This is a genomic window from Halococcus saccharolyticus DSM 5350 (genome assembly GCF_000336915.1).
GTDB classification, from domain to species: Archaea; Halobacteriota; Halobacteria; order Halobacteriales; family Halococcaceae; genus Halococcus; species Halococcus saccharolyticus.
This window is the reverse complement of sequence record NZ_AOMD01000029.1, coordinates 1-15,758: the sequence shown is the minus strand read 5'-3', so window position 1 is coordinate 15,758 and position 15,758 is coordinate 1. Positions and strand designations below refer to the sequence as shown.

Here is a 15,758-nt window from a genome sequence, read left to right as displayed (position 1 = left end):
CGCACACTGATTTCGATAGGTAGTCATACCGCAACGTTGGAAAGTACTAAGACTTTGGCTAATCCCTATAGTCGCTGCTGTTCGACTGGTTCGCCGACATGCTGGCGTTCTCACTGGTTCCGTTCTCGGCGGTGAGGTTGCTGCCGGTCCCGTTCGACCGGTTGCTGGTGTTGTTCATGGTTGACCGGTTGGCACCGGTGAGGTTCCCTGTCTCGTTGGTGAGGTTCCCGCTCAAATTCCCGGTTGTGTTCGTTCCGTTGGCTGAGACGTTTGCACCGGCGTTGATGGTGTATTCCTCGCACGCGATCGTCTGGTTCGGTCCTTCGGTGGGGCCACCTCCGAATACGAGTGAGCCGGTCGTTTCTCGGATTTCTCCGAATACTCGATAGCTCACCGTTATTGGGCGGGCCTCTCCGGTACAGTATTGGTTTTCATAATCGGATACCGATGAGTTGTTGCCGATCGAATAGACGTCGTTGAACCCCATGAGCCCCGTCTCGACCGTGATCGACTCCTCGGGCGGCACGATCGCGTCCTGGTCGACGAACCCGCCGCCGAACTCTTGGGGACCCGGACTTTGATTCAGTCGGTAGATCCGTGCTGCCGTGATCGGCGCGGGGGCGCTCCCGATGTTCTCCACGGTGATCGCGACGAGTCCCTGCTGGCTCTCGATTCCCGTAACGGAAAATGCTGGGCGAAGATCGTAGGAGTGGCTGTCAACTACTCTGTCCTCCTGAACCGCTTTTGCGGTGTAGGTGCCGAACGGATAGAGCTTGTACCCGAGTTGGTCGGACGTCTGCTCGATCAACGTAAATGTGGCCGATCCCTCGTACTGGTGGGGCTCGAAGGTCGCGAACACGTCGCCGTTCGGTGCATTGAGTTGCACTGCATCGAGCGTGACGTCGGTATTCAGCGGGATGCTCATTTCACTCCCACTAAATTCGACCTCTGAGCCAAACACGCTCGGGATCGCAGTGGTGGTCGTTCCGTTTGCGGTTCCCGTCTCACCCGGCCCGTCTGTAGCCGTCGGCTCGCTGCTGGTTAGGGTGGTGGGCGACGACTCGACGCCACTGCCGTTTTCGGAGTCGTTGGTGCTATTGTCGCTCGATCCACCTCCCCCGAGACACCCAGCTACTCCGAGGGCAGCGAGCACTCCGGCTCCTGCCTGTAGTACGCTACGCCGATCCGTCGATCGAGAGGGACACCGATCACTCGTCATTGTTAGTATCTTGAAGCAAGGGTGGTCCGCAATTGGTTGCGTGAGCGGTCGTGGCGACCGATCTGACCGATTGCACCGACCGGCTTACCCGAACAGACACCCGACGCCTGCATCGGCGAGACTCGTCCCGGTCTGCTCGGCGAGGAAGCCGACGAACTGCGGGAGCACGAGTCCGAAGATCACGATAATGATCCCGTAGAGCGCGTTCTGCCGACCTCCGGCCCCGCGACCGGCTCCGAACATACTCGCTGCGCCCTGAGCGATGAGATAGACGCCGCCGATCACGAGGACTCCCTGGATGAGTAGACCGCCCATACCCAGCAGCGCCGACCCGCCGGGCATATCGCAGATCCCCTGCTGGGCCGCTGCCGGTGAAACCAGGGTCACGGCCCCGATCATCATGATGAGCGCCGCCTGCGGCACGAATGGCACTACAGAATTTTTGAGTGTTTCCGTGAGCCTTGACTCGGTTTTTTCGCCGTCGTCGGTCGCCTGTTGGTTGCGCACCATATCGGCAAGCGTCCGAAGAGTCCAGTAAAAAACTGTCTATGTCGCGGAAGAAATCTGACACATCTCCCAATATAGAAAGGCCGCTTCATGGCCTGTACGTGAGTAGTAGAGAGGTCGAATCAATCCTTAGCAAAGAATTTGATCGCGGCAGCGAGCAACCCGAAAGCGGCTGGTAGCGAGCTCGCGAGTAGTAGACTCAGCAACCCGGCTACCAGAAGGATGATGAACGGAACCGTCGCGATCACGGCGGCTCCCTTGAACAACCCGCTCACGAACGAGGTGATTCCACCGACGACGAAGTTCACCGCTGACCCGACCGGTCCCGTAGTTCCAGCTGATTTGCATTCCATCCCGTAGGTGCATTTGTTGGCCGATGCGCCGACTATATCTCCTGGCCCCGCGCCTTCGATCTTGATACAGGTGTTCGTGACTGTTGATGCTGGCCGATCTTGGATTTCGATCGCTGCGGCACTATTTTGGATTCCGGTGAACGTCGAATCGGACACGTTCACCGCGTACGGTGGCTTGCTTTTCGTGCCATAACCGCTACCCGGTGGTCGTGCTGAGAGGCTCGCCATACCGTCTACGCCGTTGATGACTCGGCAGTTGTTGACTGTGAGTGCACCTGAGAACCCTCGCACGAAAATTAGCGACCCGACGTTGCTGCTGGTCACGTTCCGGGCCACGACCTCGCAGTTTTCGAGCCGCCCACCACCCGGCTTATCGATAAAATCGGGTATCTCCGTTTTGACACCGTTCGAGCTGAACTCTTTCAGAAACTCCGAGGGCCGGGGTCCGTCGTATTTCTCACGATCGAGGCCGACCGTACACCCCACCGCCCATGAGCCTTCTCCAGCGAATCGGATTTGCGACACTTCATTGTTGAAGTAGGCTCCGTCGATGATGTGTAGGTCGCCATGCGTCCGACTGCCGTAGATACCGTTGTCTGAGCCCCCGGTAGAGGCGCATTGCACGAGCTCGACGAGTCCTCTGTTGGTTTTCCCGACCCAAAATCCCGGCACCCCACCGCTGTTTTTGTCGCCAGGGATTCCGTGGTCGCTCATGATGAACTGCTGAACGCGAATAGCACCCTCTGATGACCGAGCGATGGGCGTACAAAGGGAGTGATTCGTACTTTCCTGATTCCCTTGTCCTGTGGCACTCGTATTGTCTTGAACGCCGATCACGCGAACGGCACGGACGAGAACGAATCCGCTCTCGGTTTCGGCGAGAAGCCCGATCCCGGATACGTTAGCCGACTGATCGAGAATGAAGCCCCCGAACAGTCCTCGTTCGACTGGGCCGAGAATTAACCGTGCCTGTGTGTTCGGTGCTGAGACGAAACGGGGAGCGCTCTCACCGGGCGGTTTCTTGGTGTTCTCGAACCCCTTGCCTACCATTCCGAACGCCCCACTGGGACTCAGGTTAAGATCGCCGTCGAGCAGGAATGTAGCACCTTTTGGAAGGATTATGAGTGTTCCTGGTTCGGCTCCGCTCTCGATCGCGCTGTTGGCGGGTGTCTCACCGGATGGGTCGGCTCCGAGGTCGTCGACGGCGTTGACGACGTTCTCAAAATCTGCTGGCGAAGGAACGGCCTTCTGCTGTTGCACGCCGTCACGAAAGCGGCGCTCGGTTTCGGCGAGCGATCGATACGCCTCGCGGTGAGGATGACCCGGCGTGTCGAAGTTGCCGGGCGACACTATGTCGCCATTGTAAATCTCGTCTGGATCGTCCGACCTGAGCTCCTCGACGGCGGGTGGCACCTGATTCGGGTTCGCTCCGACCTTACACGCTTCCATCGCTCCGGCTGCTCCCGTGCTCTCTGCGGTCGCGATCCCCGAACCGGCGTCGGTCGACAGCATCGCGGCGGTCCCCGCTGCGGCGAGCGAGGTTTTCAGGAACGCTCGCCGTTTCACCACGGTCGGCGAGGACTCGGATTCGTCCTCGTGTTCGGATGGGGTAGGCGACGATCTCTGAGTGCTCTGCGGGCTCTGAGCACTCATGATTTCACCTGATAGGCGATGAAGCCGACGAACAGGATGAACGCCGCGCCGATGAAAAAGTCGAACACCGGCCCGTTCAAGAGGCTCGAAATTGTCCCGAAGATTCCCTGATTTGGGTCCACAACGCCGATCTCGATCGGCTGCCCGCCACTCGGATTCGTTGTGTTCTGCGGCGTCGTCTCTCCCTGACCGCTCCCGTTGACGCCAATACTCGCCCGATCAACGATCACCTCGGGGGACTCGCCTGATCGGTTGATGTACGCGCTATCCCTGAGCCCGTCCGACTGGTAGTAATCGTACTGCTGGTTGCCGTTCGTGTCCCGGTAGGGAACGGCGACGAGCGTCGAATTATCCCCGAGTCGCGACCGATTGAGTGACCGACCGGGAACGTCGTACAATTCGATCGTGACCTGCTTTGCCGATTCGTTGGGCTCGACGTATCGTCCGACTCCGATGATGCTGCCGAAAGTATCGTTCTCCGGCGGGAGATAGCTGCTGTCGTGGATCGCGACGAACCCACCGTCAGGAAGCTTCGTCGACGCGACCGTGACTGTCGTTCCGTTGCTGGTCTGGTCAGTGAACCGAAGCGCTGCACTCGGGATCGCGGCGTTCTGTGTCCGCTCAACCAGGACGTAACCGGTGGAGAGAGCCACCTGCTGTGGCTCATACACTGAGTCGTTGCCGGTCGTGAACTGCTCGAAACGCTGGTTGCCGTTCGACTCTCGATAAGCGACTGCGCTGATGTTCTGCGATCCGTTTAGTCGCGATTGGTTGCTGTAGACGCCGGGAACGCCATTATCGACGGGAATCGTGAGATTCTGATAGCTGCCGGGTTCCAGATACTCCGAAACCGCGATCGCGCTCTCCTCGCGTTGCCCGGCGAGTGTGAGCGCATAGCCGTGTAGAACCACGTAGCCACCCTCGGGGAGCGTAGCCGACCGGACGGTGACGTTTGCGCCCGTAGCGACAGTCTGGCGCTGCATCGTCACGCTCACGCTGCCGTTGGTGCTCTCGGTGGTGTTCGCCGCCGTTGCGTTTCCTTCGGTAGTCGTCGTGTTCGCTGTCGTCTCTTGAGCTTGCACACCGGCGACCGCGAGCGGCCCCATGATCGCGATCGATCCGACCAAGACTGCCGCGATGAGCACGGCGAGCGTCCTTCTCGATCTCGATCGGGCGGTGCTCGGCTCCGTCGTGGTGGCGGTGTGGGCGTTCATTGGCTTTTAGCGTAAAGTGCGGCCGCGAGCCCGCCGAGAATCACAAGTAGCGGGCCGAAATCGCTGGCTGCGTTCGGGATCGCTTCAAGGTCAACTCCGCTGCCCTGGTTGGGATTCAGTTTGAGTCCTTCGCCCGGAGTGGTCGTCCCGGTCCCGTTGTCGGTGCTGGCCGGGGTCTGCGTTTGGTTCGGTACGAACCCATCCATGAGACCCTCCGACCCGTTTTCTGTTGTGAGCCGCTGCTCGACGTCAATCTGGGCACCGGCGACGGCTGGGCGGCTACCGTCAATCAGGTAGCTCACGTCCTGCGCGCCGGTCGTGGCGAGCGCGTCGTACTGCTGATTGTCGTTGGTGTCGAGGACCGCTTGCACGTACATCGTGGTCGGCGCTCGCAATCTCGATTGCTCGAATGAGCGCCCGGCGATGTCGAACAGCCGAATCTGTACCCGACTGTAGGACGTATCCGGCGCGATATACTCGCTGACGCCGATCACGCTGCCGAGCCCGTTCTGTGGATAGCTCCGACCGTGAACAACCAGGAACCCACCGTCGGGAAGCCGGGGCTCGCGAACGGTGATACTCGTCCCGTTCGTCGTTTGATTCGGGAACGCGAATCGGACGCTCGATGGACTATCGGGGGTCGCTATCCCCGACTCGTTGACCGCGACCGGAGTGGTCGTCGACGTCGTATTCTTCTCGTTGCCGTTCGACGTCGGGCCGGTCGTCGTGTTGTTCGTCGTCGTTGCGTTGCTTGTCGTCGTGGTGCTGTTCGCTGCGCTGACGGTGCTCACGTTGCTGCTGTTCGTGGCGACCGTATCGGTGAGGGATTCGTTCGACGAGTTGTTGATTGGTGTTGACTGCTGCTGTACGCCGACAGAATCGGCGGCGACGACTCCGGCGATACCCCCGATCGTCGCGACGAGTACGATGCCGACTACCAACACCCGAAACGGGGCGCTCCGATCTAGACGTGATTGCGACTCAGGACTCGAGGATGTAATTCCTGTCATGGTGGTAGGGCTCCCTGGAAGGATAGCCAGAACACGCCGATCGCCGCTGCTGTTCCGGCGAGCAACAGCAGGCCGTTCGCGACCGGATTCTTTGCCGTGGTGAGCGACAGGCTAAACGATCGGTCTGAGAGCGGCCAGAGTGGGCGAATCCCCATCGGCGTCAGAACGTCGCCTATCAGGTGTGCCAGGATCGCGAACGTCCCGACGGTGAACCCGAACAGCCCAAAGAACACTTCATCAACTGCTGATCGAGAGCTCGCGACGTCGGCTCCGATCCCCGAATAGCCGTTCCCCGTGAGCCACTCCCCGACGAGTACGAACGCTCGATCACCAGCGAACCATCCGATAACTCCGAGCACCGTCCCCACGAGTACGGCGAAGCCGATCGTATGGCTGAATCCCCGGTGTTTCAGGAATGGGACTCGCTGATCCCGGTCGGGGATCGGCTCGACGACGAACATGACCGCGCCACCGAGGACGGCCAGCGCCGGTCTATCAGCTGCGAATAGAATGAACGCGAGCGGGGCATACAACAGCAACCAGATTCCCAGGTGGCCCGGTCGATACATCACTACGTTGCTTGTGTGCTTTCTTGGGCGGGCTGGTTGCGACTCCCGGTGCTCATCTCATTCAGTCGGTTGGTGACGATTCGGTTGACCTTCCGAGGTCCGTGAATACCCCACAGATTAAGCTCGACGTTGGCTGTCCCGGCGGTATCGAGTTGCACCGTCCCAAATGACAGAAGCCGCTCGACGACCGACTGATTGCATGAAGTGTTCTGAATCTGCTCCATGCGTACTTGGTCGATATTCCGCGAGAGAATCCCGCTGCGGTGGAATACCTGCTCGGTCGTGATGGCGTAAAGGTGGGTTCGGTACTGTAGGTAGGTGACTGCAAGCACTCCGACCCCCGCGATGACTAAGACCACCGACACCTCGAGGATTGTCACCGGGATCGACGCGGGAAGGCTCACCCCGATGATCGGGAGCGCTGCGGCGGCGGCAATCAAGATCGCACCGGTCAGATAGGTCGGTATGTAGGTCCACATACTCTGATGGCCCGACCATAGCAAGTCCTCGTTCTCGCTGAGGTGCATCCATTCGGGGACCTCTGGTTCGGATTCGCTCATTGGATCGGCCCTCGATCGCGACAGGCCGTGCTCCTCGAATCGGGGACTCTATTCGGCGTTTGTCTCGTGAATTGGGTTTGCTGGTGCATGGTTCTCTAAGTGACTTTCAGGTACAGGTAGACCCCGACGAGCACTGCGGCGAGCACGAGCAACTCAAGCATCTGCGGACCACTGCTTGCACTCGCGTTCGCGTTCCCGCCGCTGCTCTCGGTGTCGCTCTGTAGGCTCTCGCGGGCCGACTCGTTGATCGAGACGTTCGCTTGCGAAATCAGCGCGCTCGACCCGTTGGGCCTATACGGTGTGTCGTTCGCCCCCTCTGACGCTGCGTACTCGAACGTCTGGTTGTTGTTCGTGTCCCGATAGGGGGCGGCGATCAACGTGGTGTTCTCGTCGATCGTCTCATTGAGCTCGACGGTGATGTTCTGGTGTACCCCCGGATCGAGGTAGCCTGAGATACCTCGGATGCTGTCGATCGTTTGGTTCTTCGGCGGGAGTAGCGCCGACCCATGAATCACGACGAATCCACCCTCGGGGACGGTCACCGATCGGACGGTGACGTTCGTCCCGGCGGTCGACTGGTTCCGGAGTGTGACCGTGCTGTTGTTCGCGAACGACGTCGCGTTCTGTATCTGGATGGTGGCACGATCGGTGACTGCCGATCCGTTCGACGAGTAGGCGGTATCTTGAAACCCCTGCGAACGCCGCACATCGAACGTCTGATTGCCGTTCGTGTCGCGCGCCGCCTTTGCGATCACCGTCTGATTGTGCGAAATCGGCCTATCCAGAACCACCTCAAGATCCCGATGGGTACCGGCGTCGAGATAGTCGGTAACGCCGATAATACTCCCGATCGTCTCATTCTGCGGCGGCGTGAGGCTCTCGTTGTGGACTGAAATGAACCCGCCTTCGGGGAGCGTGACCGACTCGATTGTGACCGTCGTCCCGTTCGAGGTCTGATTATCGAGAGCGATCGTGCTGTTGTTGCCCGCCTGCGCACTCGCCGCTGGTGCAGTGGCGATCATGCCGACGCTGAATAGCAGCGCAACGACGGCGATCGCCCGAAAGGACGTCTGTTCTGCGGTCGGATTCATGTGGTACATCAGGTCGGTGATGAGAGCCTGTCAGTAGCGATACTCGGCACATTTCGATCCTAGATCGGCCTACGTGGGCGACTTTGTGACAGTCGTCTTCATCCTCCCATTCTCCGGGGCACTGCCCTCTTCGTCGGTGCTCTCTGCTGGCTCGGTAGTCGTGGTGGTGTCAGTCGCGCTCGCGTTCTGTTCGGCGCTTTCAGCCTCGGCGGCGTCGGTCGCCTCGCTGCTGAGTATGCCACCTCCATCGCCGGATTCGTTGTCACCGCCCGACCCGTCGCTGGTGGTGGTGGTCGTCGTCGTGGTTGTGGTTGTACCTCCATCTGAACCGTTGTCGTCGCCACTGTCGCCGGGTGGTCCCTCACCGGGTGGATCGGGTAGGAGTCCGACCGCGATCGACACCTCTGCTGAATCGCTTGCGATCTGGCCTACTCCGTCGAGCGCTCCGGTATCGACGCCGGGATCGTACTGCCCGTTGCCGTTGGAATCACGCACCACGACCACGGTCACACGCTCGTTGACACTCGCCTCGGCGAACTGGAGGTCAACCTGTACGCTCCCGGTCGTTCCAGGCGAGAGACGGCGTGAGGTCCCGATCCGGTCGTCCGGGCGATCGACCTCGCCGAAGTTCGCCGCGTCGTAGGCAACCAGGAACCCACCGTTGCTGTCCGACGGGAGCGTGACCGACTCGGCGACCGCGCGCAAGGCGTCTTCCAACGACTGATCGTTGAAACTGACTGACGCTGCACCCGGTCCTTCGGGCTCCTCGGTCGTGGTCGGCGTAGGCGTCGGTGTCTCCGTAGGTATCGGCGTCGGGGTCGATGTCTCGGTCGACGTTGGTGTTGATGTCGCCGTAGGCGTCGGAGTTGGGGTCGGTGTAGCGGTTTCTGTGGTGGTCGGCTCCTCGGTCGTTGGTTCCTCCGTTGGTTCTTCAGTAGTGGGTTCTTCGGTCGGCTCCGGTGTTGGAGTCGGTGTTTCAGTTGTCGGTTCCTCCGCCGACTCGTCGGTGGTTGGTTCTTTGGTCGGTTCCAGTGTTGGTGTTTCAGTCGACGGTTCTTCGGTTGGCTCGTCCGTCTTCGTCTGCTCCTCCCCGTCTTCTCCATCGATGGAATCGGTTGTCGACGTCGTGGGTTCGGGGGTCGGCGTTGACGTGTCAGGCGAACTCGGCTCCTCGGTCGGTGTGTCGGATGGTTCCTCGGTCGGCTCATCCGTATTCGTCGACAATGATGCCGGTTCGGGTGTCGACGTATCCTCACTGCCGCTCGTCGTGGCCGACTGGCTCGCTTCCGGCGTCGACGTCGAGCTCGTCGTGGATTCCGTTTCGGCCTCGGTGGCCATATCTGTGCTCGTATCAGGTGTCTCCACGACGCTGCCACCCGACGAATCCTCGGGTTCCGGCGTCGGGGTCGGCGTCATGGTCGGGGTGGGATTCGGCGCGACAACGGCGGTCTCTGTCGGTTCCGGCTCCGACGTCGGCTGTACCGTCTCACTCGTCGACGTGCTGGTGCTTTCCTCTTGCTCGTTGGTCGATGGTGTGCTCTCCGTCGTTGTTTCGGCCGTCTCCACCTCAGCCGTTAGATTCTCTGCCGGAAGATCGACGCGGAGGGTGTAGGTCCCGCCGGGTGCGAACGTGCGGGTGTCGGCGTCGACAAACTCCTGCTCGCTCTCATTCTCGGGGCTCCACACCGGCCCCGGTTTCTCGTAGCTTGCGAGCGTGAGCGTCACGGGATCGCACCCCTCGTCGATGGTGAAGCTCACACGCGCGGTTCCGGTACTGTTCACAACGATTGCGGAGCTCTGGACACACTCAGCGAGTGACTCGTTGGTAGTAAAATCGCCGTTAGACGACCGTTTGAGAGGGTTCTCAGTGCTACCGTGAGCGTACCGGATCAACCGATCGGGCGTATAGTAGCCTTCGGGTCCTCGAAGGTTCTTGATCGACTCACCCTGCACAAAGTCGATCTGGTAGTGGGTTTCTCCCTGTTCGGACGTTTTCGCCTTCCCGTTCCCTCCGGTGCTGGCGTTCGGGCTCCGGTCGCTGGTCGTTGACGCCGAGGACGATGGGTTCTGCTGAGAGGTCAACTGCATCGCTCGAAGCATTCGACTACTGACCGTCTTCGGGTCCTCTGAGCCGTCGGTCCCGACCTCGACCGTTGCGACGTGGCTTTTGACCTTGGTCACGCGAATGCTGCTCGCGTCGATTCGATCGTGATCGGCGGCTCGCGTAAGTGATCGTTCCAGATAGCTTCTATCGAGCTCGCCCGTAAACTCGATCGAGTACCTGAGCACGTTCCGCTGCTGCTCGATGAGTTGGATGTTCTGAACGCCCATGGCTCCCGCTCCATCACCCTCAATCTCGGTGGTGTCCGGCCCGGTCGCCGACTGCGAAAGGGGCATCGCCCCGATCCCGGCTGCCGATGTGACTACCCCCAAAACGATAAGCCATACTGCGGCCCTCTCTTTCATTGAATCAGGCGGCTGCCACCTCCGGCATAAGCCTGTCTCTGTCACGTCAATGAAATTGAATTTTCTGGCTATAATCTCAAGTTCCGTTGATCGATTTCAGTAGATTCTCTGAGAGTGTGATCGGCACGGTGGTAAACAGCGGAATCCACAGTTACGACGGCAGAAGCGGCATTGTTTAGTCAGACTCTCGTGACTGGGTTTTGTGGAAAAATCAGCACGTGTGGCTCTGGTTCTGATATCCATCGGTTTTGTGTTGATCGGCGTTGGTCTTGCGATCATTCTTCTCACTGTCTTGTGATGACTGGGATATATTCATCTCGACATCGGGATGTTGCCGCTCCCTGTCGACTGCCGTATTTCTTACCTAACGCTTAGATAGGGAGCACGTTCTACTGTTTGGTAAGAGAACCCGGCGGTGTAGCGGATCGCGGTGCGACCGCTGTCGGCGCTTACCTCCGTGGTTTCTGCTGCTCACGATAGATACTATCTCAAACTCTTGCATATCGTTGGTGCTGATACCAACGGACTTAACACGTTGGCGACCGCACCAACGATAGAGGATGGCCGATGATGAGAGCCCCGAGGTGGTCTATGAAAAACGAAAGGTGGTGCGAGCGGGCGTACTCGTCCGGTACAAGTTCATCTACCCTACTGCTGTCGAACGATACCCGCCGGGCGCGTGTTACGCGCTTCACTACGGAGTCGCTGATCCGGCCGATCCGCCTGACGACACTGAGTGGCCTATCGGCCCGGAACAGGGCACAATGCTGCGCTACGACAACGACCACGGCGACGGAAGCCATCACCGACACGTTGGGGCCAATCTCGACTCCGAATACGAGTTCCCAGGGTCAGTCGCAGCGGTCTACGACCGATTCTTTCGTGAGACAGGAATCGAACCGTTCGGCCCATCACCGGAGGACTACGACATATGACTGAGAACGACACCGAGAACGGACGCGAACAAGAAAGTAAGGAGCACGCCGGGACGTATCCCGACTCCGTGCCCGAGGAGTGGGCGCGGACGCTGCGTGTTACTGTCGAGTCCGACGAACAAAGCGACGAGAGCGGCACCGATCATCCGACGCTTTCGTTTCCGGATGTAGACACCGCGACAGCGGTCTTCACCGACTCGACGCTTGGGCTCTTGCGGGCACTGAACGTCCATGAGCCATCGAGTATCCGCGAAGCAGCACGGCTGGTCGACCGAGACAAGAAAAACGTCTACGATCAGCTTCGGAAGCTGGCTGCCTACGGTGTTGTCGAGTTCGTTGAAGAGGGGAACGCAAAACGACCGATCGTCGCCTACGATGAGATCGTTTTCGACTTTGCCGTTTCACTTGATTCTGAAGAGGACCGGACTGACGAACCTGCTGCCGCTTGAAAACAAACCTTTCAACCAGTCGAGTTAGCGCACAGTTCGTCACTCAATCGTCGCTTGATCACTCGTGTTCGTGAGCACTTGGTCAACTCGATTCGCTCTCGACTTGATCTTCGGCAGATTTGCCATCCATATCTCAAACCATCCTACATCTGATAAAATTTCATATACAAACAGAATACGTGTTGCAAGTGAAATTATCGTCTCCTACTGTCTGTGGCTGCTTATCCGATTATCGTCGTTGCCCGACCTACAACAAACGCTACGGTAGCGAGGTACATCGAGTATTTGAGGTGCGATTGTCCGGCTGTCGGGTTGCTGAACCCCTCGTACACGCTGTAGAGCATCAAGAGGTCACACGGGATCACGAGGACCAGATAGGCGATTCCGAACGTCCCTCGAATGAACGGCACTGGGCTTGCGAGCACCGCGAGCGCTAGAACGACCGCTGCGAGGATGAGCGACGTGCGATCACCGACCACGATCGGGAGCGTCCTCAGCCCCTCCTCCCGGTCGCCCTCCATGTCTTCGACGTCTTTTACGATCTCACGAGCGACTGTCGAGAGCGCTGCGAGCGCGAACAATACCAGGACTGCCACCGTGACTGAGCCGACCGCTGCTGCACCGAACAGAAACGCGCTCCCCGTGAGATAGCCGACGACTATGTTCCCGAGTCCTGAGAACCCTTTGAATAACTTAGTGTAGGCAACCAGCGCGAACAGGTTGACACCCGCGATCACGATGGCGAGCACTGGGAGTAGCAGCACAAGCGCGACCGCGATCGCGAATAGCACGATGCTGAATCCGAGCGCCTCGCGCGGCGTCACTGCCCCGCGTGGAATCGCCCGGTCGGGCTGGTTGATCCGATCGATCTCGCGGTCGAAATAGTCGTTGATCGACATCCCCGCTCCCGTCGCGGCGATTGTCGCGCCGACTGCTGCACCGATCATCACGGGATCGGCGAACGCATCCGCGACGAACGCGCCAATGAACGTGAGAAACCCAGCAGCGATCGCGTTCCCTGGTCGGATGAGCTCGACGAATCCCCGCGTCCGATCACCTACCATCGCTTACAGACTCGCTCTCGTCAGACAGATTCGGCGCTTCGTCGTCTGCCCGCTTGCCAAAACGCCAGTACGGACTGGAATCATGGTGTAGAACGACCGGCATACACCCAATTGAGGCTTCCCCCGTCACGCTGCACCTGGTACTCGTAGGGACCGTGCGGGCACCTGCTACAGCCGTTCCCACACGGAACCATCATTTTCATCTGCGTGCTGTTCCCCCTGTCCGTATCGACGTCAATCACTTCGCCGTCAATGTCGAGTTCGTTTTCAGTAATCATGAGTCCACCCGTCCGATGTACTCCCACTTCAGGTTCTTTCCCTGCCGCTTCACCCGATATTCGTAGGGTCCGTGCGGACAGCCGTTACAGTCCTTTCCGCAAGGGATTTTCTTGATCACCTGCGTCCCGCCGGACCTGTCGTCGCCTCCGTCGCCACCGTCCTCGTTCACCTCGACGAGCTCCTCGTCGTCGTCGACCTCTATTGGGCGTTCGTCGCGATAGTCGGCGAGTTGCTCGCACCACGTGGCGATTTGCCGAAGGATCGTCGTGTCCTGACGCTCGACACCCTCACGTACGTACTCGGGTATGATTGCTGGCGCTACCGGCTTCCCGCCGTCGGTAACTGCCTGCGCATTCTGATCCTGGTCTGTCCGTTTCATGGGTTGGTCCCGCCGGCTGTCGTTGCCAGCCGTTCTTACCTAACACTTAGACACCCCCGCCGGAAGAATGTTTGGTAAGATTGAAGCCCCCTCCTCCGACGCTGGCCGTCCGCCGGTCGAGGATCACAATTATCTGCCACTACCAATTATTACCCGAGGTTTAAGATGGAGATCTCCATAGGCCAGTTCTGGGAGTGACATTAGTTGATTTTCCTTACCGGATGCAACAGCGGAGAATCGCTCTTGATGAGTGATGCACACTCTCTCGTGAGCAGCAGACTCTTCGTCAAGAAACCACGCATCCTCTTACCGGAACACGTCATCGCTCAAAAATGAGCCTCGAAGATACTGTTGAGGATCCGGTAACGACACTCGAAACTCAGAATGTCGTCGCTTCGTCGGGGATCGGCCAAGAAATCGATCTCGAATCGGTTGCGATGGATCTCACAGGCGCGGACTTTGACCCCGGACAGTTTCCGGGATTGATCTATCGACCGGCCGATGCGGCAGCGACGTGTCTGCTCTTCCGATCAGGGAAGATCACGTGTACGGGAGCAGGGAGTATCGAGGAGGTACATGAGACAGTCCATGTGGCCGTGGATGCACTGGCAGAGCTCGGGATCGATGTCGGGACACCTGAGGTAACGGTCCAAAATATCGTGTCAGGTGCTGACCTGGGCGAAAGGTTGAACCTGAATGCAATTGCGATAGGACTAGGGCTCGAATCTGTCGAGTATGAACCCGAACAGTTTCCTGGTCTGGTCTATCGGCTTGACGATCCAGATGTCGTCGCACTTCTGTTCGGATCGGGGAAAATGGTGATCACAGGGGCGAAGATTCACGACAACGCCGAAGCAGCCTTGGAAGAGATCATCAGGCGTCTGAACGATCTGGGGTTGGTGGGCTGATCTTCACTCTCCTGATACGGGTGCATGTGGTCTACTTGAGAATCAGGTGGAGGTAGCCGAAATGGGTGTTACTCGTGCTTAGAGAGCTAAGGACGAGTAAATCTGCACCAACTCTGTTACTGATTTGTGACTTCAGATAGTTGCCAAACGACTAGAATCTATACAGACGCTCTTGTGAAGCACATTGTTGGTGAGTCAAAGCACCTTCCGGAGAACGTGTCTCAACGCTTTTCGACCAGGTTTGCGGTAGATTCGGCGTCGTAGCTGAAACGCTCTCAGATAGTGCGTAAGCTTGTCCTTCGAAACGCCTCGGTGGGGCGAGAGCCACGGATCGCTGGTGCGACCGTGGCTCTCGCCGGTGTTCACATGAGCCTCTCCGTCGACGTACTCGTTGTCCGCATGGATGACCGACTCGCGGCGAAACCGCTCGTCGTCATCCAACGGATCATATGCCCGGAATCCATCCGTGTAGACCGTGTGTGGCTCCTTCTCGCGGGCCGCGAGAAGGAGCCGAACCGTCGACTCATCTGCTGATTTCGCCGGAACAACATACCGCTTCCCGCTCCCGCGATCAACGAGGGTGAACACCGGCAGCTTGTCACCCTCGTAGGTTCCACGCCCGCGCGTAGAGAGGCCACGCGAGCGCGACGGACCGTCGCGCTCGCGGCCCTTGAGTCCCGCAGAGACGTACAGTTCGTCGATCTCGACGGGACCGCACAGCTTGATCAAAGGCGCGTCGAGCCATTGGTGAAGCGCTCGACACGCCGGTGAAGCGTCTTGTACGAGAGGTCGAGTTCGGCGGTAAGTTGGCGGATACTGGTGTTGAACCGGACGAACGTATAGATCGTGAAGAGCCACTTGTCGAGCGCGATCTTCGCGTGCGCGAAGATCATGCGGATCTTGTCATTGAACGTGCGGTCACAATCCTTACAGAGATACCGCTGAAAGGCTCTGTAGCTGCCGTACTTGATCACTGACGAAGAACGGCAGCGCGGGCACTGGAGGCCGTCGCGCCAGCGGACCTGCTCCAGCAGGTCCGCGGCGCTCGTCTCCGAACTCAGTGCGGCGAATGGAAACATCTACCGGGTGACGCGGAAGCGTC

Annotated in this window: 14 protein-coding genes and 1 pseudogene; 3 read left to right on the top strand and 12 right to left on the bottom strand. The window is 59.1% G+C overall.

Annotated features, from left to right (window positions below; all coding sequences use genetic code 11):
* Positions 1 to 58: 58 nt before the first annotated feature.
* From C449_RS13075 to C449_RS18470, 9 genes are all read right to left on the bottom strand, one after another.
* Positions 59 to 925, bottom strand: a complete 867-nt coding sequence (locus tag C449_RS13075) for a hypothetical protein (RefSeq protein WP_152415721.1) — start codon at positions 923 to 925, stop codon at positions 59 to 61.
* A 378-nt stretch (positions 926 to 1,303) separates the two neighbouring features.
* Complete coding sequence (locus tag C449_RS13070) at positions 1,304 to 1,729, bottom strand: hypothetical protein (RefSeq protein WP_006078507.1); 426 nt, start codon at positions 1,727 to 1,729, stop codon at positions 1,304 to 1,306.
* 119 nt (positions 1,730 to 1,848) lie between these two features.
* Entirely contained in the window at positions 1,849 to 3,732 is a 1,884-nt protein-coding gene (locus C449_RS13065; RefSeq protein WP_049914192.1) for a hypothetical protein, read from the bottom strand.
* The gene (locus C449_RS13060; RefSeq protein ID WP_006078505.1) at positions 3,729 to 4,838 is read right to left on the bottom strand and encodes a DUF7282 domain-containing protein; all 1,110 of its coding nucleotides are present in this window, start codon (positions 4,836 to 4,838) and stop codon (positions 3,729 to 3,731) included. Before C449_RS13060 ends, C449_RS13065 begins: the two co-directional genes overlap by 4 nt.
* 104 nt (positions 4,839 to 4,942) lie before the next feature.
* On the bottom strand, positions 4,943 to 5,890 hold the full coding sequence (locus C449_RS13055; protein ID WP_006078504.1) for a DUF7282 domain-containing protein: 948 nt from the start codon (positions 5,888 to 5,890) through the stop codon (positions 4,943 to 4,945).
* A 62-nt stretch (positions 5,891 to 5,952) separates the two neighbouring features.
* On the bottom strand, positions 5,953 to 6,417 hold the full coding sequence (locus C449_RS13050; protein WP_206536539.1) for a metal-dependent hydrolase: 465 nt from the start codon (positions 6,415 to 6,417) through the stop codon (positions 5,953 to 5,955).
* Between the two features lie 110 nt (positions 6,418 to 6,527).
* Positions 6,528 to 7,085 (bottom strand): PH domain-containing protein, encoded by a 558-nt coding sequence (locus C449_RS13045; RefSeq protein WP_006078502.1) that lies wholly within the window; start codon positions 7,083 to 7,085, stop codon positions 6,528 to 6,530.
* A gap of 95 nt (positions 7,086 to 7,180) precedes the next feature.
* Positions 7,181 to 8,176 (bottom strand): DUF7282 domain-containing protein, encoded by a 996-nt coding sequence (locus tag C449_RS13040; RefSeq protein WP_152415720.1) that lies wholly within the window; start codon positions 8,174 to 8,176, stop codon positions 7,181 to 7,183.
* Positions 8,177 to 8,245: 69 nt separating this feature from the next.
* Positions 8,246 to 10,642, bottom strand: coding sequence for a hypothetical protein (locus C449_RS18470; RefSeq protein ID WP_193790597.1), 2,397 nt, complete (start codon positions 10,640 to 10,642; stop codon positions 8,246 to 8,248).
* 560 nt (positions 10,643 to 11,202) lie between these two features.
* Here C449_RS18470 and C449_RS13030 point away from each other — a divergent pair.
* Together C449_RS13030 and C449_RS13025 are read left to right on the top strand one after the other, a co-directional pair.
* Positions 11,203 to 11,577 (top strand): toxin-antitoxin system TumE family protein, encoded by a 375-nt coding sequence (locus C449_RS13030; RefSeq protein ID WP_006078499.1) that lies wholly within the window; start codon positions 11,203 to 11,205, stop codon positions 11,575 to 11,577.
* The gene (locus C449_RS13025; protein ID WP_006078498.1) at positions 11,574 to 12,026 is read left to right on the top strand and encodes an HVO_A0114 family putative DNA-binding protein; all 453 of its coding nucleotides are present in this window, start codon (positions 11,574 to 11,576) and stop codon (positions 12,024 to 12,026) included. The genes C449_RS13030 and C449_RS13025 overlap by 4 nt, the downstream gene beginning before the upstream one ends.
* 221 nt (positions 12,027 to 12,247) lie before the next feature.
* Here C449_RS13025 and C449_RS13020 read toward each other — a convergent pair whose 3' ends face one another.
* Both C449_RS13020 and C449_RS13015 read right to left on the bottom strand, forming a co-directional pair.
* Complete coding sequence (locus C449_RS13020) at positions 12,248 to 13,090, bottom strand: geranylgeranylglycerol-phosphate geranylgeranyltransferase (protein ID WP_006078497.1); 843 nt, start codon at positions 13,088 to 13,090, stop codon at positions 12,248 to 12,250.
* A 274-nt stretch (positions 13,091 to 13,364) separates the two neighbouring features.
* On the bottom strand, positions 13,365 to 13,748 hold the full coding sequence (locus C449_RS13015) for a hypothetical protein (RefSeq protein ID WP_006078495.1): 384 nt from the start codon (positions 13,746 to 13,748) through the stop codon (positions 13,365 to 13,367).
* A 332-nt stretch (positions 13,749 to 14,080) separates the two neighbouring features.
* Here C449_RS13015 and C449_RS13010 point away from each other — a divergent pair, with 332 nt between their 5' ends.
* Positions 14,081 to 14,656, top strand: a complete 576-nt coding sequence (locus C449_RS13010) for a TATA-box-binding protein (RefSeq protein ID WP_006078494.1) — start codon at positions 14,081 to 14,083, stop codon at positions 14,654 to 14,656.
* A gap of 195 nt (positions 14,657 to 14,851) precedes the next feature.
* On the opposite strand, the pseudogene C449_RS13005 reads toward C449_RS13010, so the two are convergent.
* Positions 14,852 to 15,735 (bottom strand): annotated as a pseudogene (locus C449_RS13005) (IS1595 family transposase).
* Positions 15,736 to 15,758: the final 23 nt, after the last annotated feature.

Excerpts from the sequence above, each read along its gene's own strand:
- C449_RS13075 (WP_152415721.1), bottom strand. The coding sequence starts at position 925 with ATGAGCATCCCGCTGAATACCGACGTCACGCTCGATGCAGTGCAACTC.
- C449_RS13070 (WP_006078507.1), bottom strand. The coding sequence starts at position 1,729 with ATGGTGCGCAACCAACAGGCGACCGACGACGGCGAAAAAACCGAGTCA.
- C449_RS13065 (WP_049914192.1), bottom strand. The coding sequence starts at position 3,732 with ATGAGTGCTCAGAGCCCGCAGAGCACTCAGAGATCGTCGCCTACCCCA.
- C449_RS13060 (WP_006078505.1), bottom strand. The coding sequence starts at position 4,838 with ATGGGGCCGCTCGCGGTCGCCGGTGTGCAAGCTCAAGAGACGACAGCG.
- C449_RS13050 (WP_206536539.1), bottom strand. The coding sequence starts at position 6,417 with ATGTTCGTCGTCGAGCCGATCCCCGACCGGGATCAGCGAGTCCCATTC.
- C449_RS13045 (WP_006078502.1), bottom strand. The coding sequence starts at position 7,085 with ATGAGCGAATCCGAACCAGAGGTCCCCGAATGGATGCACCTCAGCGAG.
- C449_RS13040 (WP_152415720.1), bottom strand. The coding sequence starts at position 8,176 with ATGAATCCGACCGCAGAACAGACGTCCTTTCGGGCGATCGCCGTCGTT.
- C449_RS18470 (WP_193790597.1), bottom strand. The coding sequence starts at position 10,642 with ATGAAAGAGAGGGCCGCAGTATGGCTTATCGTTTTGGGGGTAGTCACA.
- C449_RS13030 (WP_006078499.1), top strand. The coding sequence starts at position 11,203 with ATGGCCGATGATGAGAGCCCCGAGGTGGTCTATGAAAAACGAAAGGTG.
- C449_RS13025 (WP_006078498.1), top strand. The coding sequence starts at position 11,574 with ATGACTGAGAACGACACCGAGAACGGACGCGAACAAGAAAGTAAGGAG.
- C449_RS13020 (WP_006078497.1), bottom strand. The coding sequence starts at position 13,090 with ATGGTAGGTGATCGGACGCGGGGATTCGTCGAGCTCATCCGACCAGGG.
- C449_RS13015 (WP_006078495.1), bottom strand. The coding sequence starts at position 13,748 with ATGAAACGGACAGACCAGGATCAGAATGCGCAGGCAGTTACCGACGGC.
- C449_RS13010 (WP_006078494.1), top strand. The coding sequence starts at position 14,081 with ATGAGCCTCGAAGATACTGTTGAGGATCCGGTAACGACACTCGAAACT.